General features: G+C 58.8%; 15 protein-coding genes. 10 read left to right on the forward strand and 5 right to left on the reverse strand.

Annotation, left to right across the window (positions count from 1 at the left end):
• Positions 1-5: 5 nt before the first annotated feature.
• Both envZ and ompR read right to left on the reverse strand, forming a co-directional pair.
• Positions 6-1,358 (reverse strand): two-component system sensor histidine kinase EnvZ, encoded by a 1,353-nt coding sequence (gene envZ, locus QZ766_RS02245; RefSeq protein ID WP_297196802.1) that lies wholly within the window; start codon positions 1,356-1,358, stop codon positions 6-8.
• Positions 1,355-2,074, reverse strand: coding sequence for a two-component system response regulator OmpR (gene ompR / locus QZ766_RS02250; RefSeq protein ID WP_001157751.1), 720 nt, complete (start codon positions 2,072-2,074; stop codon positions 1,355-1,357). Before ompR ends, envZ begins: the two co-directional genes overlap by 4 nt.
• A gap of 601 nt (positions 2,075-2,675) precedes the next feature.
• Here ompR and QZ766_RS02255 point away from each other — a divergent pair.
• The 6 genes from QZ766_RS02255 (at position 2,676) to feoC (ending at position 10,941) form a co-directional block, all read left to right on the forward strand.
• Positions 2,676-4,430: a glycoside hydrolase domain-containing protein gene (locus tag QZ766_RS02255; protein WP_297196811.1), complete on the forward strand. Its 1,755-nt coding sequence runs from the start codon at positions 2,676-2,678 to the stop codon at positions 4,428-4,430.
• A gap of 145 nt (positions 4,431-4,575) precedes the next feature.
• Positions 4,576-5,049, forward strand: a complete 474-nt coding sequence (gene greB, locus QZ766_RS02260; protein ID WP_297196969.1) for a transcription elongation factor GreB — start codon at positions 4,576-4,578, stop codon at positions 5,047-5,049.
• 105 nt (positions 5,050-5,154) lie between these two features.
• Positions 5,155-7,473: a Tex family protein gene (locus tag QZ766_RS02265; RefSeq protein WP_297196814.1), complete on the forward strand. Its 2,319-nt coding sequence runs from the start codon at positions 5,155-5,157 to the stop codon at positions 7,471-7,473.
• Positions 7,474-8,117: 644 nt separating this feature from the next.
• On the forward strand, positions 8,118-8,345 hold the full coding sequence (gene feoA, locus QZ766_RS02270) for a ferrous iron transporter A (protein ID WP_297196816.1): 228 nt from the start codon (positions 8,118-8,120) through the stop codon (positions 8,343-8,345).
• 28 nt (positions 8,346-8,373) lie between these two features.
• Positions 8,374-10,692, forward strand: a complete 2,319-nt coding sequence (gene feoB / locus QZ766_RS02275; protein WP_297196818.1) for a Fe(2+) transporter permease subunit FeoB — start codon at positions 8,374-8,376, stop codon at positions 10,690-10,692.
• Between the two features lie 12 nt (positions 10,693-10,704).
• Positions 10,705-10,941 carry a [Fe-S]-dependent transcriptional repressor FeoC gene (feoC, locus tag QZ766_RS02280; RefSeq protein ID WP_297196820.1) on the forward strand — a complete coding sequence of 79 codons (237 nt, stop codon included), beginning with the start codon at positions 10,705-10,707 and terminating at the stop codon, positions 10,939-10,941.
• 1 nt (position 10,942) lies between these two features.
• Here feoC and bioH read toward each other — a convergent pair whose 3' ends face one another.
• A complete protein-coding gene (gene bioH, locus QZ766_RS02285) occupies positions 10,943-11,737 on the reverse strand; it encodes a pimeloyl-ACP methyl ester esterase BioH (RefSeq protein WP_297196821.1) in 795 nt (264 codons plus the stop codon).
• A 122-nt stretch (positions 11,738-11,859) separates the two neighbouring features.
• Here bioH and gntX point away from each other — a divergent pair, with 122 nt between their 5' ends.
• The 3 genes from gntX (at position 11,860) to gntT (ending at position 14,764) form a co-directional block, all read left to right on the forward strand.
• Positions 11,860-12,525: a DNA utilization protein GntX gene (gene gntX / locus QZ766_RS02290; protein WP_297196970.1), complete on the forward strand. Its 666-nt coding sequence runs from the start codon at positions 11,860-11,862 to the stop codon at positions 12,523-12,525.
• A gap of 58 nt (positions 12,526-12,583) precedes the next feature.
• Entirely contained in the window at positions 12,584-13,159 is a 576-nt protein-coding gene (gene nfuA, locus QZ766_RS02295) for a Fe-S biogenesis protein NfuA (RefSeq protein WP_297196823.1), read from the forward strand.
• A 288-nt stretch (positions 13,160-13,447) separates the two neighbouring features.
• Positions 13,448-14,764: a gluconate transporter gene (gntT, locus tag QZ766_RS02300; RefSeq protein WP_297196826.1), complete on the forward strand. Its 1,317-nt coding sequence runs from the start codon at positions 13,448-13,450 to the stop codon at positions 14,762-14,764.
• An 84-nt stretch (positions 14,765-14,848) separates the two neighbouring features.
• On the opposite strand, the gene malQ is transcribed toward gntT, so the two are convergent.
• Together malQ and malP are read right to left on the reverse strand one after the other, a co-directional pair.
• Positions 14,849-16,924: a 4-alpha-glucanotransferase gene (gene malQ, locus QZ766_RS02305; RefSeq protein WP_297196827.1), complete on the reverse strand. Its 2,076-nt coding sequence runs from the start codon at positions 16,922-16,924 to the stop codon at positions 14,849-14,851.
• Between the two features lie 9 nt (positions 16,925-16,933).
• On the reverse strand, positions 16,934-19,324 hold the full coding sequence (gene malP / locus QZ766_RS02310; RefSeq protein WP_297196829.1) for a maltodextrin phosphorylase: 2,391 nt from the start codon (positions 19,322-19,324) through the stop codon (positions 16,934-16,936).
• Between the two features lie 500 nt (positions 19,325-19,824).
• On the opposite strand from malP, the gene malT reads away from it, so the two are divergent.
• Positions 19,825-22,530 (forward strand): HTH-type transcriptional regulator MalT, encoded by a 2,706-nt coding sequence (gene malT, locus QZ766_RS02315; RefSeq protein WP_297196831.1) that lies wholly within the window; start codon positions 19,825-19,827, stop codon positions 22,528-22,530.
• The last annotated feature ends 2 nt before the right edge of the window (positions 22,531-22,532 follow it).

A 22,532-nucleotide genomic window follows, 5' to 3' on the forward strand; every position in this document is an offset into this window, starting at 1 on the left:
TTGCCCTAAGCGTCCTTACTCTGGCCCTGGATCCGCACTACCGGCACCGGCAGCCAGGCGCGGATCAGCAGCCCGCCGCGCTTGCTGGTGTTGATCTCCAGCATGCCGTTGTGGTTATCGACGATACGCTGGACGATCGCCAGCCCAAGGCCGGTACCGCTGGTGCTGCGGGCGCTGTCGCCACGTACGAACGGCTGGAACAAATATTGACGCTGCTCGGGCTTGATGCCGGGGCCGTCGTCTTCCACCTGGAACCAGACGCGATTCTGCTCGCTGCCGCTGCTGACCTTGATCCAACCGTTACCGTAGCGGGCGGCGTTCACCACCATATTGGCCAGCGCGCGCTTGATAGAGAGCGGATGCATGCGCACCGGGATCTCACCAGGCTGCAGCTGGGTTTCAATTTCCCGCTCGTAGCCGCTTTCGGCGGCCACCACTTCGCCCAGCACCGAGTTGAGATCTGCCAGCTCCATCGGCATCTCCTGCCCGGTGCGCAGGTAGTCGATAAACTGCTCGATGATGGCGTTGCACTCTTCGATGTCCTTGTTAATGGACTCCGCCAGATAGCCATCCTGCTCGCCCATCATCTCCGTCGCCAGGCGAATGCGGGTCAGCGGCGTGCGCAGATCGTGGCTGACGCCGGCCATCAGCAGCGTTCGGTCATCGGCAAGCTGCTTCACCCCCGCGGCCATATGGTTGAAGGCGCGAGTCACCGAACGCACTTCCGATGCGCCGTATTCGCGCAGCGGCGGCGGAATAATGCCTTTCCCCACCTGCAGTGCCGCGTGTTCCAGATCTACCAGCGGCCGGTTCTGGATGCGGATAAAGAGCCATGCGCCGCCGATAGCCAGCAGCATAATCGCCAGCGTATAGCGAAACAGCGGCGAGAAGTCTCCCTGGTGGATTTCCGTCAGCGGCACCCGCACCCAGATGTTGGGAGAGAGCCAGGTTTTCAGCCAGACAACGGGCGAGCTTTTATTCACTTCAACCCGCACTTCCGTCGGGCCGCCCAGCTGCTGTGCCATCTGCTGGCTAAGAAACTCATAATGCTGCGCCCAGCGCAGCCCTGCGTCTTCCGCCGCTTCATCCGAATAAAGCGAAATGCCCAGCTCGCGGTAAATCTCGCGGCGAAACGCCGGAGGCACCACCAGCTGCGTGCCGTCTTCCAGCTGCAGTTTATCGGTCATCAGCATACGTACTTCATATGCCAGCACCTTATTAAACTGCTGGAGGCTCGGCATGATCGCGAAGTTCAGCACCACAAGGTACGTCGTCACCAGGCTGACAAACAGCAGGGTGACGATAAGCAGCAGGGTGCGGGCAAACGAGCTTCGCGGCGAGAAACGCACTCGCCTCATGCCTTAGAACCGTCCGGCACAAAGACGTAGCCAAGACCCCAAACGGTCTGGATATAGCGCGGATGCGCCGGATCCTCTTCCACCATGCGGCGCAGGCGGGAGATCTGAACGTCGATGGAGCGCTCCATCGCGGAGTATTCGCGGCCGCGGGCGAGGTTCATCAGTTTATCGCGGGAAAGCGGCTCGCGCGGGTGGCTGACCAGCGCTTTAAGCACGGCGAATTCACCGCTGGTGAGCGGCATCGGCTCATCTTCGCGGAACATTTCGCGAGTGCCGAGGTTAAGCTTGAACTTGCCGAAGGCGATAACGGCTTCTTCCTGGGACGGCGCGCCCGGCAGTTCGTTCGCCTGGCGGCGCAGCACGGCGCGGATGCGGGCCAGCAGCTCGCGCGGGTTAAAGGGTTTAGGAATGTAGTCATCGGCGCCGATTTCGAGGCCGACGATGCGGTCTACCTCTTCGCCTTTCGCCGTCACCATAATGATAGGCATCGGGTTACTCTGGCTGCGCAGCCGGCGGCAGATAGAGAGGCCATCTTCACCCGGCAGCATCAGATCCAGCACCATCAGGTGGAAGGATTCACGGGTCAGCAGGCGATCCATTTGTTCAGCGTTCGCCACGCTTCGAACCTGGAAGCCCTGTTCGGTCAGATAACGTTCCAGTAGCGCGCGCAGGCGCATGTCGTCATCTACAACAAGAATCTTATAATTCTCTTGCATTGTTTTACTCCCAGAAGACTCGCAACAATTGTGAGTGCATATTCTTAAAAAAGCATACATTTTGCTCCAGCAAAATCTGGTATAAATTATAGCCGAAATTGTTACAAAGCATATTTAACAGCAGTTTATGTCTAGTTTGCACGGTAAAAACTGACACCGGAGGCGCAAAACGCGGCAAGTGAGCGGATCCCCGGGAGCGGTCTTGCACAAGTGACCAGGTTAAGCGACAAATCTGCCTGAAAGCGTTTTGAATGTCGCAGCGCGGCGGTCCTCAGGCCAAGGCTAATGAATGAACCCGATAACAAAGCCTGCACGCGGGCAGCGTCAAGTATGATGGATAAAATGTAATGCCCACAAAAAACAAAATAATATTGTCTGCTTATACCTTCAGGACCCGCATTGCTTTCCCCCTGGTGGAATGTTAAACGAAATAAGATTGGTTGAACATTTTGTTTAAACACCAGGAATCGGGAAATACACGATGAAGAATAACCGCATATTTAATGTATTTATACAGATAACGCTGGCATTAGCGTTATTGACGCAAATAAGCAGAGTAACTGCGGCTACCGAAGACTCGCCTCCTCAGACGCAGCCCATTGTGGCATTTATTGGCTCCACCGATATTCACCATCAGCAAAAAAATTACAATAGCTACCTGAGCGGAAAAAATGAGTTTTATGAATCCGTCGCCTGGAAGGGCGATGTATTAAATTCAAAAATCGTGGTACTGACTAAAGATAAAAGAGTACACAACCTGACCATCACTGCCTCTGACTTTGTGAACGGGCAGCAGGATAAAATCAGCAGTAATAACGTAAAAGTGACCTGGCTAAAGGATATTCAAGCCAACCTCGGTCGCGGGCAGCTCAATTCTGCGCCCAGCGAAGCCTTCCCGGATGTGCTCTATACCACCCAGCCCATTAACGCTGATGCTAAAAAGGTTAATGCCGCGTGGATTAATGTCCAAATCCCGCGAGACGCCAAACCCGGCACCTATACCGGCACATTATCGGTAAAAGCCAGTGAGATGACCGCGCCGATCAACTTTACCTATACCTATGAAGTTCTTGATTTAACGCTGCCGGATGTCAGGGAGGCGGATACGCAGATTGAGCTTTGGCAACACCCGTTCGTCAGCGCAAGATATTATGGAATATCCCGGCTAAACGACGTAAATAACAGCAACTGGTTTAATGAAGAGCACCGCACCTATCTCAATGCGATGATGAAAGAGTATGCGGCGATTGGCGGGCGGGGAGTGGTCGCCACTATCGTTGAAGAGGCCTGGAATCATCAGTCTTATGATAACGATCCCTCGATGGTGAAATGGACAAAGAAAAAAGACGGTACCTTTACCTATAACTACGATCTGTTCGACAAGTGGATACAGTTAAATATTGATGCCGGCGTGCTGGATCCGGAAACCGGGTATGGTCAAATAAAGTCATACAGTATTGTCCCGTGGGAAAATCAGATCACTTATTTTGACGAGGCCAGCGGCCAGACTAAAAAAGAAAAATTAACCCCCGGCTCTGACGCGTGGAAAAAGCAGTGGACCAGCGTGTTAAGTCACTTTATTGAGCACGTCGACCAAAAAGGGTGGCTCGGCATCACCTACATCTCAATGGATGAAAGACCTATTTCGCAGCTGCAGCCTGCGGTAAGCCTGATTCAATCCATTGAGTCTAACAGCGGCAAGAAATTTAAGATCTCCTCGGCAATGAACTTCGAGGCGATCAGCGATTATGATTTTCTCGATAAGATCGATGATATCTCGATTGATTTAGTACACTTAAAAAATAACGACGCGGTAAGAAAATTAGCCGAGCACCGGCAAGAAAAAGGGCTGCTGACCACGGTTTATACCGCGACCGGCGATGCGCCAAACAGCAATACCATCAGCATGCCTGTAGAAAGCGACTGGGTGCTCTGGTACTCAATGAGCCAGCATCTGTCAGGGTTTATGCGCTGGTCATACGATGGCTGGACGCAGAATCCCCTCGACAACGTGAATTATAAATACTGGGAGGCCGGCGATCCGCTCTTTATCTATCCGGGCGACAGATGGACAGACACCTATTTCCGCTCATCCCCGAGATTTGAAAGGCTGAAAGAGGGGATCCGCGACATCAATAAAGCCAAATACCTGATGACGCTCTCTGCCGACAATAAGGCGCGGGTGCAGACATTGGTGGATAGCCTGCAAAGGCCGCCGCAGGGCGGAAACGGCTGGGGCGCGGCAGTATTGCCCACCGATGCCGCACGCGCGCTGGTGATCGGCGAAACCTGCAGAATGAAAGACGGCATCAATACCGTTGCCAAGGAGTATCTCAACAGCCGCACGCAAAACTAGCGGCCCGCCTCTGCTTGCACAGGATGAAGAGCCAAGGTCTCTTCATCCTGCTCCCCTCCCCCGCGCGTTTTCTCGTCCGGGCTTTCATTTGCCGCGTTCGCTGGTTAAGGTACTGCGGTGAAAGATGACCTGGGAAGATCTGCAAATGAAAACGCCGCTTATCACCCGCGAAGGGTACGAGAAGTTAAAGAAAGAGATGGACTATCTCTGGCGGGAAGAGCGTCCTGAAGTCACTAAAAAAGTGACCTGGGCGGCAAGCCTCGGCGACCGCAGCGAAAACGCCGATTACCAGTACAACAAAAAGCGCCTGCGGGAAATTGACCGCCGGGTGCGCTACCTCACCAAGTGCCTCGAACGGCTGAAAATCGTCGATTACTCCCCGCAGCAGGAGGGAAAAGTCTTCTTCGGCGCGTGGGTCGAGATTGAAAACGACGATGGCGACAGCAAGCGCTTTCGCATTGTCGGCTATGACGAAATTTTTGGCCGCAACGACTACATCTCCATCGACTCGCCGATGGCCCGGGCGCTGCTGAAAAAAGAGGTCGGCGATCTGGCAGTGGTGCAAACCCCCGTCGGGGAAGCCAGCTGGTACGTGAACGAGATTGTTTACGTCAAATGAGCCGCCCGAAAACTCCGATTGGCAGGCGGACGGCTGGCATTTTTGCCGGTCAGTCCGTATAACTGTCCCCCTGTTTTTCTATCCACCAGACAAAAAATAGCCACCATGAATAATTCGCTCTGCCGCATCATTGCGGGTGAACTTCAGGCACGAAACGAGCAGGTAGAAGCTGCCGTTCGCCTGCTTGATGAAGGGAATACCGTGCCGTTTATCGCGCGCTATCGTAAGGAAGTCACCGGCGGGCTGGATGATACCCAGCTTCGCCAGCTTGAGACGCGACTGGGCTACCTGCGTGAACTGGAGGATCGCCGCCAGGCAATCCTTAAATCCATCACCGAGCAGGGCAAGCTGAGCGACGCGCTGGCGAACGCCATTAACGGCACCCTCAGCAAAACCGAGCTGGAAGACCTCTATCTTCCCTACAAACCCAAGCGCCGCACCCGCGGGCAGATTGCCATTGAAGCCGGGCTGGAGCCGCTGGCGGATCTGCTGTGGAATGAACCGTCGCACTCACCCGAGGCGGAAGCCGAAAAGTACATCGACGCGGATAAAGGCGTTGCCGACGTGAAAGCCGCCCTCGACGGCGCGCGCTATATCCTGATGGAGCGCTTTGCCGAAGACGCCGGGCTGCTGGCGAAAGTGCGCGATTACCTGTGGCGCAATGCCCACCTGGTTTCCGCGGTGGTCAGCGGCAAAGAGGAAGAAGGGGCGAAATTCCGCGACTACTTCGATCACCACGAACCGCTTTCCACCGTGCCGTCCCACCGCGCGCTGGCGATGTTCCGCGGCCGCAACGAAGGTATTCTCCAGCTGGCGCTTAATCCCGATCCGCAGTTCGACGAGCCGCCAAAAGAGAGCCACTGCGAACAGATTATTATCGACCATCTCGGCCTGCGCCTGAACGGCGCGCCGGCGGATGCCTGGCGCAAAGGCGTGGTGAGCTGGACCTGGCGCATTAAGGTGCTGATGCACCTGGAAACGGAGCTGATGGGCACCGTGCGCGAGCGCGCCGAAGATGAAGCAATTAACGTGTTCGCCCGCAACTTGCACGATCTACTGATGGCCGCACCGGCGGGCCTGCGCGCCACCATGGGCCTCGATCCGGGCCTGCGCACCGGCGTAAAAGTGGCGGTGGTGGACGCCACCGGCAAGCTGGTGGCAACCGATACTATTTATCCGCACACCGGCCAGGCGGCAAAAGCAGCGGTGGCCGTGGCCGCCCTGTGCGAGAAGCATAACGTAGAGCTGGTGGCCATCGGCAACGGCACCGCCTCGCGCGAAACCGAACGTTTCTACCTCGACGTGCAGAAGCAGTTCCCGAAAGTGACCGCGCAGAAGGTTATCGTCAGCGAAGCGGGAGCGTCCGTTTACTCCGCCTCCGAGCTGGCGGCGCTGGAGTTCCCGGATCTGGATGTTTCCCTGCGCGGGGCAGTCTCTATTGCCCGCCGCCTGCAGGATCCGCTGGCGGAGCTGGTGAAAATTGACCCGAAATCCATCGGCGTCGGCCAGTATCAGCACGACGTCAGCCAGAGCCAGCTGGCCCGCAAGCTGGACGCGGTAGTGGAAGACTGCGTGAACGCCGTCGGTGTGGATCTCAACACCGCCTCAGTGCCGCTGCTCACCCGCGTCGCCGGCCTGACCCGCATGATGGCGCAGAATATCGTGGCCTGGCGCGATGAGAACGGCCAGTTCCAGAACCGCCAGCAGCTGCTGAAAGTGAGCCGCCTGGGGCCAAAAGCCTTCGAGCAGTGTGCGGGCTTCCTGCGCATCAATCACGGTGACAACCCGCTCGACGCCTCCACCGTTCACCCGGAAGCCTATCCGGTGGTAGAGCGCATTCTGGCGGCGACCGAGCAGGCGCTGCAGGATTTAATGGGCAACAGCAGCAGCCTGCGCAACGTCAGGGCAGTGGATTTCACCGACGAGCGCTTCGGCCTGCCGACGGTAACCGACATCATCAAGGAGCTGGAAAAACCCGGACGCGACCCGCGCCCTGAGTTTAAAACCGCACAATTCGCCGACGGCGTAGAAACCATGAAGGATCTGCTGCCCGGCATGGTACTGGAAGGTGCGGTCACCAACGTCACCAACTTCGGCGCGTTTGTGGATATCGGCGTGCATCAGGACGGGCTGGTCCACATCTCTTCTCTGGCGGACAAGTTCGTCGAAGATCCGCATACCGTGGTGAAAGCGGGCGATATCGTCAAAGTGAAGGTGCTGGACGTCGATCTTCAGCGCAAGCGCATCGCGCTGACCATGCGCCTTGACGAGCAGCCCGGCGAAAGCGGCTCCCGGCGCGGCGGTGCGAACAGCAGCGGCAATCGCCCGGCGGCGAAACCCGCTAAACCGCGAGGTCGCGAAGCGAGCCCGGCAGGCAACAGCGCGATGATGGACGCGCTGGCGGCGGCGTTTAAGAAGAAGTAGCTCTGATAGAACCTCAATAGGGTTTTAAACAGTGCCGACACTCAAGGCCAGCCCCCACGGGCTGGCTTTTTTATACCCAAAACAGATCATTTTTACTGAATCCCGCGTGAAACGGCGCAGCTGCCATATTACCCGGCAAATCCACAGAGATAAGCGGCGCTGAATTGAGCAGTACGGTCCTTTTTATGCAGTCGCCAAACGCAGCTCCGGCGTCCATTAACGCTCTGTAAGCATGGTTATCATTGCCTGTGCCCGCTTTTCTACCGCTATCTCATAAAACGAACCTTTTTATCTTCGACAGTAGGCTCCATATATTAAGGAATATATTTTTCGCACGCGATTTGCTGGCTTAAACCTTATTTTGACGGCTTAAAAAAATAACGTCATATCATTTTTCATATCAGCAACATTTAATTCATTGGTGAAACATTCGTCGCCGAATAAATATTGAGCAAAGTCAAAGCCAGGCTAAATTAATTGCCTGTACCGCGCTTTACCTCCCAGTATTGATTGAAGGCAGTAATTATTCTCATTATCATCGTAGGCGTTGATATTTTTATCCTTTCGCCTTTGGCACCACGTTGGTTCTGTATGCCGCCTACCCGCATACAGAGAGTTTCCGCGAAGCGAACGAAGCAGGTCTTATGCAATTTACCCCTGACAGTACCTGGAAAATCATCGGGTTTTCACGCGATATCAGCCCGGCATACCGGCAAAAGCTACTCTCCCTCGGCATGCTGCCGGGATCGTCATTTCACGTGGTACGCGTCGCGCCCCTCGGCGATCCGGTGCATATTGAAACCCGGCGCGTAAGCCTGGTACTGCGCAAAAAAGATCTGGCGCTGATTGAAATAGAAGCTCTCGACCGTTAATCCCTGCCTGTAAAACGAGTCCAATAAAATGAAAAAATTAACCATCGGCTTAATTGGCAATCCGAATTCCGGTAAAACCACGCTCTTTAATCAACTGACCGGCGCGCGCCAGCGCGTGGGCAACTGGGCAGGCGTCACCGTTGAGCGCAAAGAAGGCCAGTTTGCCACCACCGATCATCAGGTCACGCTGGTGGATCTGCCCGGCACCTACTCGCTCACCACCATCTCCTCCCAGACCTCTCTTGATGAGCAGATTGCCTGCCACTACATTCTCAGCGGCAGTGCAGACCTGCTTATCAACGTGGTAGACGCCTCAAATCTGGAGCGCAACCTCTATCTGACGCTGCAGCTGCTGGAACTCGGCATTCCCTGCATCGTGGCGCTGAACATGCTGGATATTGCCGAAAAGCAGCAGATCCACATTGATGTAGACGCGCTGGCTACCCGGCTGGGATGCCCGGTAGTGCCGCTGGTGTCCACCCGCGGTCGCGGCATCGAAGCGCTGAAAATGGCCATTGACCGCCACCGGGGTAACCAGGCGGTGGATCTGGTGCACTATCCAAAGCCGCTGCTGCGCGAAGCCGACGTACTGGCCCAGGCCACGCCGGCGGATATGCCGATGCAGCAGCGCCGCTGGCTGGGGCTGCAAATGCTCGAAGGTGATATCTACAGCCGCGCCTACGCCGGCGACGCGACGCACAATCTTGAGGCCTCGCTGGCCCGGCTCGAAAACGAAATAGACGATCCGGCTCTGCACATTGCCGACGCCCGCTACCAGACTATCGCTGCCGTATGCGATGCGGTCAGCAATACCCTGACCGCCGAGCCGAGCCGCTTTACCACCGCCGTGGATAAAATCATCCTCAATCGCTTCCTCGGGCTGCCGGTTTTTCTGTTCGTGATGTACCTGATGTTCCTGCTCGCCATTAACATCGGCGGCGCGCTGCAGCCCATTTTCGACGGCGGCTCGGTGGCGATTTTCATCCACGGCATTCAGTGGCTGGGCGCCGTGCTGCACTTCCCTGACTGGCTGACCATTTTCCTCGCCCAGGGGATCGGCGGCGGCATCAATACCGTCCTGCCGCTGGTACCGCAGATTGGCATGATGTATCTGTTCCTCTCCTTCCTTGAGGACTCTGGCTACATGGCCCGCGCCGCATTCGTGATGGACCGTCTGATGCAGGCCCTGGGTCTGCCGGGCAAATCCTTCGTGCCGCTGATCGTCGGCTTCGGCTGCAACGTACCGTCGGTGATGGGCGCACGCACGCTGGACGCGCCGCGCGAGCGGCTGATGACCATCATGATGGCGCCGTTTATGTCCTGCGGCGCGCGGCTGGCGATTTTCGCCGTCTTCGCCGCGGCTTTCTTCGGTCAGAACGGCGCGCTGGCGGTCTTCTCCCTGTACGTGCTGGGCATTGTGATGGCGATCCTGACCGGGCTGATGCTGAAGCACACCATCATGCGTGGAGAAGCGTCGCCGTTCGTGATGGAGCTGCCGGTCTATCACGTTCCGCATCTGAAAAGCCTGGTGATCCAGACCTGGCAGCGCCTGAAAGGCTTCGTGCTGCGCGCCGGTAAGGTGATTGTCATTGTCAGTATCTTCCTCAGCGCCCTGAACAGCTTTACCCTCAGCGGCAAAGCCGCCGACAGCATCAACGACTCGGCGCTGGCCTCCGTCAGCCGGGTGATCACTCCGATATTCAAACCCATTGGGGTCCATGAGGATAACTGGCAGGCCACCGTCGGCCTGTTTACCGGCGCAATGGCGAAAGAAGTGGTGGTCGGCACGCTCAACACGCTGTATACCGCCGAAAATATTCAGGAAGAAGCATTCAACCCGGCCGAGTTCAGCCTCACGGGAGAACTTGGCGAAGCGGCCAGCGAAACCTGGCAGAGCCTGAAGGACACCTTCAGCCTCAGCGTGCTGGCGAACCCGATTGAAGCCAGCAAGGGCGATGGCGAAATGGCCACCGGTTCAATGGGCGTAATGAGCAGCAAGTTCGGCAGCCCGGCGGCGGCCTACAGCTACCTGATTTTCGTCCTGCTCTATATTCCGTGCATCTCGGTAATGGGCGCGATCGCGCGCGAATCCAGCCGCGGCTGGATGGGCTTCTCGATTCTGTGGGGGCTCAATATCGCCTATTCGCTGTCAACGCTGTTCTATCAGGTCTCCAGCTACAGCCAGCACCCGCGCTATAGCCTGGTGTGTATCCTTGCGGTGGTGCTGTTTAACATTATCGTGCTGGGCCTGCTGCGCCGGGCCCGTAGCCGGGTTGAGGTCAACCTGGCCGCAACCCATAAAACGGTCCACAGCTGCTGCAGCAGCAGCGCCGGCGACTGCCATTAACAGGAGGCAACCGTGACTTCAATGATTGCGCTGCGCGATACGCTGGCGCTTCAGGGACGAATGGAGGCCAGCCAGCTCAGCCGCGCCCTGCACGCGCCGCAGCCAATGGTTGACGCCATGCTGCTGCGTCTGGAGGCGATGGGAAAAGCGAAGCGGATTATTGACGATCCGCAGTCGTGCCTGACCGGCAGCTGTAAAAGCTGCCCGGAGGGAAAAGCCTGCCGGCGCGAGCTATGGACGCTGGTATGAATCACGCGGGCTGCGGCCCGCTTTTTTTCGCCTGCGGTTTGAGCGCCAGCAGCGTCTCGCAAAACGCCTCGGGATGTGAGACAAATGGCGCGTGGGCCGCCTTATCCAGAATCAGCGAGCGGCTGTTAGGCCACAGCTCATCCAACAGCAGCGCAATTTTGCGCGGGACCAGGCCGTCGAGATAGCCGTAAATACGCAAGAACGGCACCTCTAACGCGCGCAGCGGCTCGCGGAGGTCGGCGGTTTTAAGGATCTCCAGCCCGCCGTTGAGTACCGCTTCCGGCGGCATTGGCAGGGCCAGCACCGCGCTCTTCAGCTTGCGCGCGTCCTGACGGGCGCTTTCGGTTCCCAGAGTTTGCAGCGCCAGGAAGCGCTCGACGGTTTTCTGAAAATCCTCGCTCAGCTGGCGCTGAAAGCCGGCCAGCGCTTCCGGTTTGATCCCCGGCCAGCCGTCGCGGGCGGCAAAGCACGGCGACGATGCAACAGTGACCAGCGCCTCAACCCGCTCGGGCGCGCTCAGCGCTATCTGGCTCGCCACCAGCCCGCCGAGGCTCCAGCCGAGCCAGATGGCTTTCGGCGGTGCCTTCTCCAGCACCCTCTCCGCCATCGCCTCCAGCGCCATCGCGCCAAATCCCCGGCTGCGCCCGAAGCCCGGCAGGTCTACCCGGTGCAGCGTGAAATGCGCGCTCAGCTGGGGCACGATGCAATCCCACACTTCCGCGTTCAGCCCCCATCCGTGCAGCAGCACAAGATGCGTATTTCCCTCGCCGGCGGTTTGCCACCAGATGTCGTTCATCAGCTATTGTCTCGTTTATTAATCCGGAGGATCGCTATGTTATACCCAAAATCCCGCAGGGCGCATTACGCCAGCGCGGCGAAACATGCCGCCGCCGGGCCGGTAGCGGGGTAATCGTGCACCTGTCCATTCATAGCCTGTGCTGGCTGTGCCAGATGCCCCTCGCTCTATCCCACTGGGGGATCTGTTCCCGCTGCAGCGCGGCGCTTGCCCTCAGCGTACCGCTCTGTCCGCGCTGCGGGCTGCCGGCGGCGCACGCGCGCCTGCCGTGCGGGCGCTGTCTGCAGAAACCGCCGCCGTGGCAGCGGCTGGTCGCGGTAAACGACTATGCGCCGCCGCTGTCGGGGTTGATTAGAAAACTCAAGTTCAGCGGCCGTCCCGAAATCGCCCCGGCGCTGGCGAGGCTGCTGCTACTCAAGCTAGTGGCGATGCCGCAAAAGCCGGACCTGCTGATCGCCGTGCCGCTCTGGCGTTTTCGCCAGTGGCGGCGGGGCTACAATCAGGCAGATTTACTGTGCCGCTGCCTCTCACGCTGGCTGGGCTGCGGCTACCGGCCGGAGGCAATACGCCGCATCCGCGCCACGCGCATCCAGCACCGGCTGACCGCCAACCAGCGCAGAAAAAACCTCAAAAACGCCTTCTGCCTTGATTTTCCGGTTGCCGGGCTCCATATCGCCCTCGTGGACGATGTCGTCACCACTGGCGCTACCGCCGCCGAACTTTCCCGCCTGCTTTTGCAAAACGGCGCCGCGTCAGTTCAGGTATGGTGCCTGTGTCGTACCTTGTAGCCCCCCAAAGATGGGCGTATTATAACCAACTAAAATAGTCAACTATTAGGCCAACGCTATGATCCGTATCTCTGATACCGCACAATCGCACTTCGCCAAACTGCTCGCAAATCAGGAAGAAGGGACACAAATCCGCGTATTTGTGATCAACCCCGGCACGCCGAATGCTGAATGCGGCGTTTCCTACTGCCCGCCGGACGCGGTTGAAGCGTCCGACACCGCGCTGAAATTCGATCAGCTGACGGCGTATGTCGACGAGCTGAGCGCGCCGTATCTCGAAGATGCGGAAATCGACTTTGTTACCGATCAGCTGGGTTCACAGCTGACGCTGAAGGCGCCAAACGCCAAAATGCGTAAAGTCTCCGACGACGCGCCGCTGATGGAGCGCGTTGAATACCTGCTGCAGTCGCAGATTAACCCGCAGCTGGCCGGCCACGGCGGTCGCGTTTCGCTGATGGAAATTACCGACGACGGGCTGGCAATTCTGCAGTTCGGCGGCGGCTGTAACGGCTGCTCAATGGTAGATGTCACGCTCAAAGAAGGTATCGAGAAGCAGCTGCTGAACGAATTCCCGGAGCTGAAAGGCGTGCGCGATCTGACCGAACACCAGCGCGGCGAGCACTCCTACTACTGATTTCCCCCGCCGGCAGCGCCCGCTGCCGGCTTTCCCCCATCCGTTAATCCCTTCTGATAGTTTGACCTGGTTCTCATAATTAATATTTTGTCCGCCCGGGTGATGTTCAATCTTGCGGTGTTACCCGTATCATCCTCTGTGGGAGTTGTGGGCAAAAATTAGCCAGCTATGCTGTGAGAAGCTCAGGCCATGAAAGCCGCGCGTGATGCCGCTATTCCCGCACTAAAAATACGCTTTTATTTGCTATCCCATATTGATGTTACCAATAACAAAAAGGCCTTTTAAATTATGCCATTAGTCATCGTTGCTATCGGTGTCGCTTTATTACTCTTGCTGATGATCCGCTTTAAATTAAACGGCTTTATCGCGCTGGTGCTGGTGGCGCTGGCCGTCGGTTTAATGCAGGGCATGCCGCTGGATAAAGTCATTGCCTCCATTAAAGCCGGGGTTGGCGGAACGCTGGGCAGTCTGGCGCTGATCATGGGCTTCGGCGCCATGCTGGGCAAAATGCTGGCGGACTGCGGCGGCGCGCAGCGCATCGCCACTACCCTGATTGCCAAATTCGGCAAGAAGCATATTCAGTGGGCAGTGGTGCTGACCGGGTTCACCGTCGGCTTTGCCCTGTTCTACGAAGTGGGCTTCGTGCTGATGCTGCCACTGGTATTTACCATCGCCGCCGCGGCCAACATTCCGCTGCTGTACGTCGGCGTGCCGATGGCCGCCGCGCTGTCTGTGACCCACGGCTTCCTGCCGCCGCATCCGGGCCCGACCGCCATTGCCACCATTTTCCACGCGGATATGGGTAAAACCCTGCTGTTTGGCACCATTCTGGCCATCCCGACCGTGATCCTGGCCGGGCCGGTTTATGCCCGCGTGCTGAAAGGCATCGACAAGCCGATCCCGGAAGGCCTGTACAACGCCAAAACCTTTACCGAAGCCGAGATGCCGAGCTTCGGCGTCAGCGTCTGGACATCGCTGGTGCCGGTGGTGCTGATGGCGCTGCGCGCGGTCGCCGAGATGGTGCTGCCGAAAGGCCACGCCCTGCTGCCGGTGGCGGAGTTCTTCGGCGATCCGGTGATGGCGACGCTGATTGCGGTGCTGATTGCGGTGTTCACCTTCGGCCTCAACCGCGGCCGCTCGATGGATCAGATTAACGAAACCCTCGGTTCATCCATCAAAATCATCGCCATGATGCTGCTGATTATCGGCGGCGGCGGCGCGTTCAAGCAGGTGCTGGTGGACAGCGGCGTCGATAAGTACATCGCCTCGATCATGCACGAAACTAACGTCTCTCCGCTGTTTATGGCGTGGTCTATCGCCGCCGTTCTGCGTATCGCGCTGGGCTCGGCGACCGTGGCGGCCATTACCGCCGGCGGGATCGCCGCACCGCTTATCGCCACGACCGGCGTAAGCCCGGAGCTGATGGTGATTGCCGTCGGTTCCGGCAGCGTGATTTTCTCCCACGTGAACGATCCGGGCTTCTGGCTGTTCAAGGAGTACTTCAACCTGACTATCGGCGAAACCATCAAGTCGTGGTCGATGCTGGAAACCATTATTTCCCTGTGCGGCCTGATCGGCTGTCTGCTGCTGGGCATGGTGGTTTAAGCAGATCTGGTAGATGCATTGCAGTAAAAAAGAACCCGCCGACGGCGGGTTCTTTACTTTGTGAGGCAGAGAAAAGCAGTACGCTTATTTCGCGTTATTCACCGCCCGGCGCCGCTTGTCCAGATCCTTGATGAGCTTATTCACCGAGGCGTCGGCAAACATCGCCTCGAGGCTGGTGGAGAGCTTGCGCCGCCAGTTCTTGTACTGGTTGCTGGTGCCCGGCACATTCACCGGCGAGGCCATATCCAGCCAGTCTTCCGGCTGCAGGCCCAGCAGCGCGCTGCGGCTGTCGGCGATATAGCGCTGCATCCCGCGGTTGAGCGCGGCCGTCATTCCCATCAGCGAGGCGTTATGCCCTGCGCGCTTCGGCAGGCAGCCCGCCGCGTGCAGCGCATCCAGCAGCGCCTGCTTCGCCCGCTCGCGCTCCTGATACAGCCCGCGCAGTACCTCTTCGTCAGGATAGAGGCCGAGAGTTTTACCCAGCGACAGATCGCCGCTGTCCCACCAGCCGCGCAGGGTCGGCAGATCGTGGGTGGTCGCCACCGCCATCGCCTGCTCAAGCCACGCGGAGGGCTTGCGGAACCCCTTTTTCGGCTCGTTTTCGAAATAGAGCACCTTGTAAGAGTAAACCCCACTTTTGCGCAGCTTGCCGACGATCTCCTCCGGCACCGTACCGAGATCTTCGCCGATCACCATACAGCGGTGACGCTTGCTCTCCAGCGCCAGGATCGACAGCAGATCGTCAACGGGATAGTGAACGTAGGCGCCGCGATCGGCAGTTTCACCGTAGGGGATCCACCACAGGCGCAGCACCGACATGACGTGATCGATGCGCAGCGCCCCGCAGTCTTGCATGTTGCCGCGCAGCAGATCGATAAACGGCTCGTAGGCGCGGTCGGCCATGACGTGCGGATCCATCGGCGGCAGGCCCCAGTTCTGACCCAGCGGGCCGAGAATATCCGGCGGCGCGCCGACGGAGGCCTTGAGGCAGTACAGATCGCGGTTGCGCCAGGTTTCCGCTCCGCCCTCGGCAACCCCTACCGCCAGATCGCGATACAGGCCAATCGGCATCTGGTGCTGCTGGCTCACCTGCCAGCAGGCGGCAAACTGGCTGTGCGCCAGCCACTGCAGCCAGAGGAAGAAATCCACGTCATCGGCGTGCTGCTGGCAAAAGCGCAGCACCTCTTTGCTTTCGGTATCCCGATACGCTTCAGGCCAGGCGGGCCAGCCCCAGCGCTGCGCATCCTCTTTCACCTGATACGCGTGCAGGGCGTCAAACGCGGCCTGCCAGTAGAGGCTGTCGCCCTCCTGCTTCACGAAAGCACGAAATTCCGCCATCTGCTCGTCGTCGCGGGCAGAGAAGGTTTTCCACGCCAGACGCAGCGCGGCCATTTTCAGGGTGGTGACGCTGGTGTAGTCCACCCATTCGGCCTGCCGGGCTGCCGTCAGCAGCTGTTGGGTATCCGGCAGCTGCCACCAGGCCTGCGCCTCCTCGCTGAGGCGAAAGTCCTCAACGCTGTTCACGTCGATGTAGAGCACGTTCAGCCAGCGCCGGGAGGACGGGCTGTACGGGCTGGCGCTCTCGGGATTGGCGGGATAGAGCGCGTGAATCGGATTGAGGCCAATAAACGATCCGCCCCGCCGGGCAATCTCCGGCAGCATCGCTTTTAAATCACCAAAGTCGCCGATGCCCCAGTTCTTCTCCGAGCGCAAGGTGTAGAGCTGCACGCAGCTGCCCCACAGCTTTTCGCCTTCTTTCAGCGCCGGCGGCTCGTAGCAGCGCACCGGAGCCACGATGATCCGGCAGTGCCAGCGCTTGTCGCCGTGCACCAGCGTCAGCGAGTGATACCCTTCCGGCAGCCGCTTCGGCAGCGTCAGGGCGCTTCCGCCGGCGACACTGCCGTCATGGCGATCGCCCTCTTCGGTGGTCAGCAGCCAGCGGTATTCCCCACGGCCTTCAACAGGCAGGGTCATGGCTTTACCGTGGGTAAAGACTTTCACGCCGGGCACCGGCGCTCCGGTATTGGGGAGGCTGTGCATCGCCTCCAGCAGGCGGCGCTTGGTGTCCGCGTCAATCGACTGCGGCTTGCCGTGCGCGTTGATGAACTTTGGGCTGATGCCCGCCGCCTGCGCCTCTTTATCAAGACGTTTGCTCTCCATAGCGCTCCTTTAGCGTTTTGCCTGCCAGATGCGGGCCTGATAGTCGCGAATTGAGCGGTCGGAGCTGAACATTCCGCAGCGGGCGGTATTCAGGATCGCCGCGCGGGTCCAGGCCTCCTGGTCGCGGTACAGCGCATCTACCAGCTTTTGCGCCTCGACATAGGCGGCAAAGTCCGCCAGCACCAGGTACGGATCGCCGCCTTGCTTGCCGATGCTGTGCAGCATCTGATCGAATGCGTGCTTATCGCCACCGCTGTATTTGCCGCTCTCAAGCTCTTTAAGCACCGCGTCCAGCAGCTTATCTTTTTTCCGCCACTTGAGCGGATCGTAGCCTTTGGCCTTGAGGTCTTTCACCTCCTCCACCGTGTGGCCGAAGATAAAGATGTTCTCTTCACCCACCTGCTCGGCGATTTCAACGTTCGCGCCGTCGAGAGTACCGACGGTGAGCGCGCCGTTGAGCGCCAGCTTCATGTTGCCGGTGCCGGACGCCTCTTTACCCGCGGTGGAGATCTGCTCGGACACATCGGCCGCCGGGATCATCACTTCCGCCGCCGAGACGCAGTAGTCCGGCAGGAATACCACTTTCAGCTTGTCGCCCACTGCCGGATCGCTGTTGATGACCTCGGCCACTTTGTTAATGGCGAAGATAATATTTTTCGCCAGGTAGTAGCCCGGCGCGGCTTTGGCACCGAAAAGAAATACGCGCGGCACGCGGTCTGCTTTCGGGTTTTCGCGGATCTCTTTATACAGCGCCAGAATGTGCAGCAGGTTCAGGTGCTGGCGCTTGTACTCGTGCAGGCGCTTGATCTGAATGTCGAAGATAGCCTCGGGATTGATCTCAATACCGGTGCGCTGCTTCACGAACGCCGCCAGGCGCTGCTTGTTCGCCCGTTTGATATCGCGGTATGTCTTGCGAAATTTCGCGTCGTCGGCGAACTTTTCCAGACCGATCAGCTGATCCAGATCGTTGGCCCACTCTTTCTTCAGGCTCTTATCCAGCAGCGCGGCAAGCGCCGGGTTGCACTGTTTGATCCAGCGGCGCGGGGTAATGCCGTTAGTGACGTTGTGGAACTTGTTCGGCCACAGCTGGTGATATTCCGGGAACAGATCTTTCACTACCAGATCCGAATGCAGGGCCGCCACGCCGTTGACGGCAAAACCGCTGACCACGCACATGTTTGCCATGCGCACCTGCTTGTTGTGTACCACCGCCAGCTTCGCCCAGACCGCCTCGTCGCCGGGCCAGGTTTTCTCCACCAGCGCGTGGAATCGGGTATTGATCTCGGTAATGATCTGCATATGGCGCGGCAGCAGCGTCTTCACCAGCTTCTCGTCCCAGCACTCCAGCGCTTCAGGCATCAGGGTGTGGTTGGTGTAGGCGAAGGTGTTGCTGGTGATAGCCCAGGCGTCGTCCCAGCTCATCTGGTGCTCGTCAATAAGCACCCGCAGCAGCTCCGGAATGGCAATGGTCGGGTGGGTATCGTTAAGCTGGATCACTTCGTACTTCGCCAGCTCGTGGATCTTGCGGCCGGCCAGGTGGTGGCGGCGCAGAATGTCGGCCACCGAGCAGGCGCACTGGAAGTACTGCTGCATCAGGCGCAGCTTTTTCCCGGCCAGGTGGTTGTCGTTGGGGTAGAGCACTTTGGTCAGCTTTTCAGCATCAATGCCCTGCTGTTCGGCGCGCAGGAAGTCGCCGTCGTTGAATTTGGTGAGATCGAACGGATGCGCGTGGGTCGCCTGCCACAGGCGCAGCGGCTGGGCCACGCCGTTGCGGTAGCCAAGCACCGGCAGATCCCAGGCCTGGCCGGTAAAGGTAAACGCCGGCTCCCAGCGTCCTTTCACCACTTTGCCGCCAACGCCCACCTGCACGTCCAGCGCTTCATTATGGCGAAACCACGGGTAGCTGCCGCGATGCCAGTTATCCGGCGCTTCCATCTGCTGCCCGTCTTCAAAAGACTGGCGGAACAGGCCGTACTGGTAGTTCAGGCCGTAACCGGTCGCCGACTGGCCAACGGTAGCCATTGAGTCAAGAAAGCAGGCGGCCAGGCGCCCGAGTCCGCCGTTGCCCAGCGCCGGGTCGGTTTCCGCCTCCAGCAGATCGGTCAGGTTGACGTCGTGCTCTTCCAGCGCGGCGCTGACGTCCTGATACCAGCCGAGGTTCAGCAGGTTGTTGCCGGTCAGGCGGCCAATCAAAAATTCCATCGAAATGTAGTTAACGTGGCGCTGTCCTTTCGCGGATTTCGCCGCCGGCTGCGCCGCCAGCATCTCTGCCAGCGCGCCGCTCACCGCCTGCCACCACTGGCGCGGCGTCATCTCACTGGCTTCGCGTAAACCAAAATGCTGCCACTGACGGGTCAGCGCAGCCTGGAACTGTTCTTTCTTGAAAGTCGTCTGTGACATAAGCCTCAATCCTGTTAGCTAAAACACTGGCGCTAGTGTGCCGGGCTAATCCCATGCCGTCCTCCTCCCGTCCGGGATTAGCCGGGGAGGAGCAGCAGGGATGAGCGTAAAGTGTGATCTTCGCCACTATAACGTTAGCTGCTCCGGATAATCCTGCGCAATTTTGCAACAGAAAGAAGCAAAATTCGCACTCCTCTGCGGGCACTTACTGCCCTTTATCGGCTCGCTATAGCCAGGTTTCCAGCCGCAAAAACCTCAGCTGCTGCGGGGGCTGGCACCGGTTTCATGATTTTGTTTACGATTCGTTAATATTTGTGACAGAGCGCAAATTCACGGACATCAAACTCGGACATAACTTGCAATACCTCAGTAGATATCCGAATTTATGAGCCATTAATTACGAAGCCCAAAATAAACCTCAAGCCTCTTTCCCAATCGTTGTTGGCGCAGCCAGTTTGGTTTCAGACAGGCTTTTACTCTCACAGTGAAGTGATATACCTATGTTGATTCCGTCAAAATTAAGTCGCCCGGTGCGCCTGGATCACACGGTGATCCGCGATAGGCTGCTGGCGAAGCTTTCCGGCGCCAACAACTATCGCCTGGCGCTGATCACCAGCCCGGCCGGTTACGGGAAAACCACGCTTATTTCACAGTGGGCGGCGGACAAAAAGGATTTAGGCTGGTTCTCACTGGACGATAGCGATAACCAGCAGGAGCGGTTTGCCAGCTATCTGGTCGCCGCTATTCAGCAGGCCACCGGCGGCCACTGCATCGCCAGCGAAAATATGGTGCAAAAGCGCCAGTACGCCAGCCTGACCTCGCTGTTTGCCCAGCTGTTTATCGAGCTCAACACGTGGCAGAGCGCGCTTTATCTGGTGATTGACGACTATCACCTGATCGTCAACCCGGTCATCCACGACGCGATGCGCTTTTTCCTGCGCCACCAGCCGGAAAACATGACCCTGGTGGTGCTGTCGCGCAACCTGCCCCAGCTCGGTATCGCCAACTTGCGGGTACGGGATCAGCTGCTGGAGATCGGCAGCCAGCAGCTGGCGTTCAACCCTCTGGAGGTGAAGCAGTTCTTCGACTGCCGCCTCGCCTCCCCCATTGAAGATGAAGAGAGCCGCCGGGTATGCGACGACGTTGCCGGGTGGGCCACGGCGCTGCAGCTGATTGCCCTCTCCGCGCGCCAGAACAGCGGCGCCGTGCATCAGTCCGCCCGCCGCCTTTCAGGCATTAACGCCAGCCACTTGTCGGACTATCTGGTGGACGAAGTGCTGGATAACGTCGATGCACCCACCCGCAATTTCCTGCTCAAAAGCGCCCTGCTACGCTCGATGAATGACGCGCTGATCGTCCGGGTCACCGGGGAAGAGAACGGCCAGATGCGGCTGGAAGAGGTGGAGCGCCAGGGGCTGTTTATCCAGCGGATGGACAATTCCGGCGAGTGGTTCTGCTACCACCCGCTGTTTGGCAATTTCCTGCGCCAGCGCTGCCAGTGGGAACTGGCCGCCGAGCTGCCCGATATTCACCGCGCCGCGGCGGAGAGCTGGATGGCGCAGGGCTATCCCAGCGAGGCCATCCACCACGCGCTGGCGGCAGGCGATGCCGCCATGCTGCGGGATATTCTGCTTAATCACGCCTGGGGGCTGTTCCACCATAGCGAGCTGTCGCTGCTGGAGGCGTCCCTGGCCGCCCTGCCCTGGCAGAGCCTGCTGGAAAACCCGCGGCTGATCCTGCTGCAGGCGTGGCTGATGCAGAGCCAGCACCGCTACAGCGAAGTGAATACCCTGCTCGCCCGCGCCGAAGAGGAGATTCAGGGCGAGCTGGAGCCGGCGCTGCACGCCGATTTCAACGCCCTGCGTGCTCAGGTTGCCATCAACGACGGTAACCAGGAAGAGGCGGACCGGCTGGCGATGGTGGCCCTTGCCGAGCTGCCGCTGGCGAGCTACTACAGCCGCATCGTGGCCACCTCCGTCCACGGCGAAGTGCTGCACTGCCGCGGCACCCTGAGCAAGTCGCTGGCAGTAATGCAGCAAACTGAGCAGATGGCGCGCCGGCACGAAGTCTGGCACTACGCGCTGTGGAGCCTGATTCAGCAAAGCGAAATCCTGTTTGCCCAGGGCTTTTTACAGGCCGCGTGGGAGTCCCAGGAAAAAGGTTTTCAGCTGATCCGCGAGCAGCATCTGGAGCAGCTGCCGATGCACGAGTTCCTGCTGCGTATTCGCGCCCAGCTGCTGTGGGCGTGGTCGAGACTCGATGAGGCAGAGCACAGCGCCCGCCACGGCATGTCGGTGCTCGCCACCTATCAGCCGCAGCAGCAGCTGCAGTGCCTGGCCCTGCTGGTGCAAACCTCGCTGGCGCGGGGTAATCTGGACAACGCCCGCAACCACCTCAATCGCCTAGAGAATCTGCTCGGCAACGGCCAGTACCACAGCGACTGGGTGTCCAACGCCGACAAAGTGCGGGTGATTTACTGGCAGATGACCGGCGACGTGAAGTCGGCGGCAAACTGGCTGCGCCAGACGCCGAAGCCTGCCTTTGCCAATAATCACTTTTTGCAGACCCAGTGGCGCAACATCGCCCGGGCGCAGATCCTGCTCGGCGAGTTTGACGCTGCGGAAATGGTGCTGGAGGAGCTGAACGAGAACGCCAGCGCCCTGCGCCTGATGAGCGATCTCAACCGCAACCTGCTGCTGCTCAATCAGCTGTACTGGCAGGCGGACCGCCGTGGCGACGCCCAGCGCACGCTGATGGAAGCGTTGACCCTGGCGAACCGCACCGGGTTCGTCAGCCATTTTGTGATTGAAGGGGAATCAATGGCCCAGCAGCTGCGCCAGCTGCTGCAGCTGAACACCCTGCCGGAGCTGGAGCAGCAGCGCGCCCTGCGGATACTGCGCAAGATAAACCAGCACCACCGGCACAAGTTTGCCCACTTTGATGAGAATTTTGTCGAGCGGCTGCTCAACCATCCGCAGGTGCCGGAGCTTATCCGCACCAGCCCCCTGACCCAGCGCGAGTGGCAGGTGCTGGGGCTGATTTACTCAGGTTACAGCAACGATCAGATTGCCGGCGAGCTGGACGTGGCGGCCACGACGATCAAAACCCACATTCGCAATCTGTATCAGAAGCTCGGCGTGGCGCACCGCCAGGATGCGGTTCAGCACGCCCAGCAGCTGTTAAAAATGATGGGATACGGGGTATAACC

This window comes from uncultured Pluralibacter sp. (assembly GCF_913775985.1).
GTDB lineage: Bacteria > Pseudomonadota > Gammaproteobacteria > Enterobacterales > Enterobacteriaceae > Pluralibacter.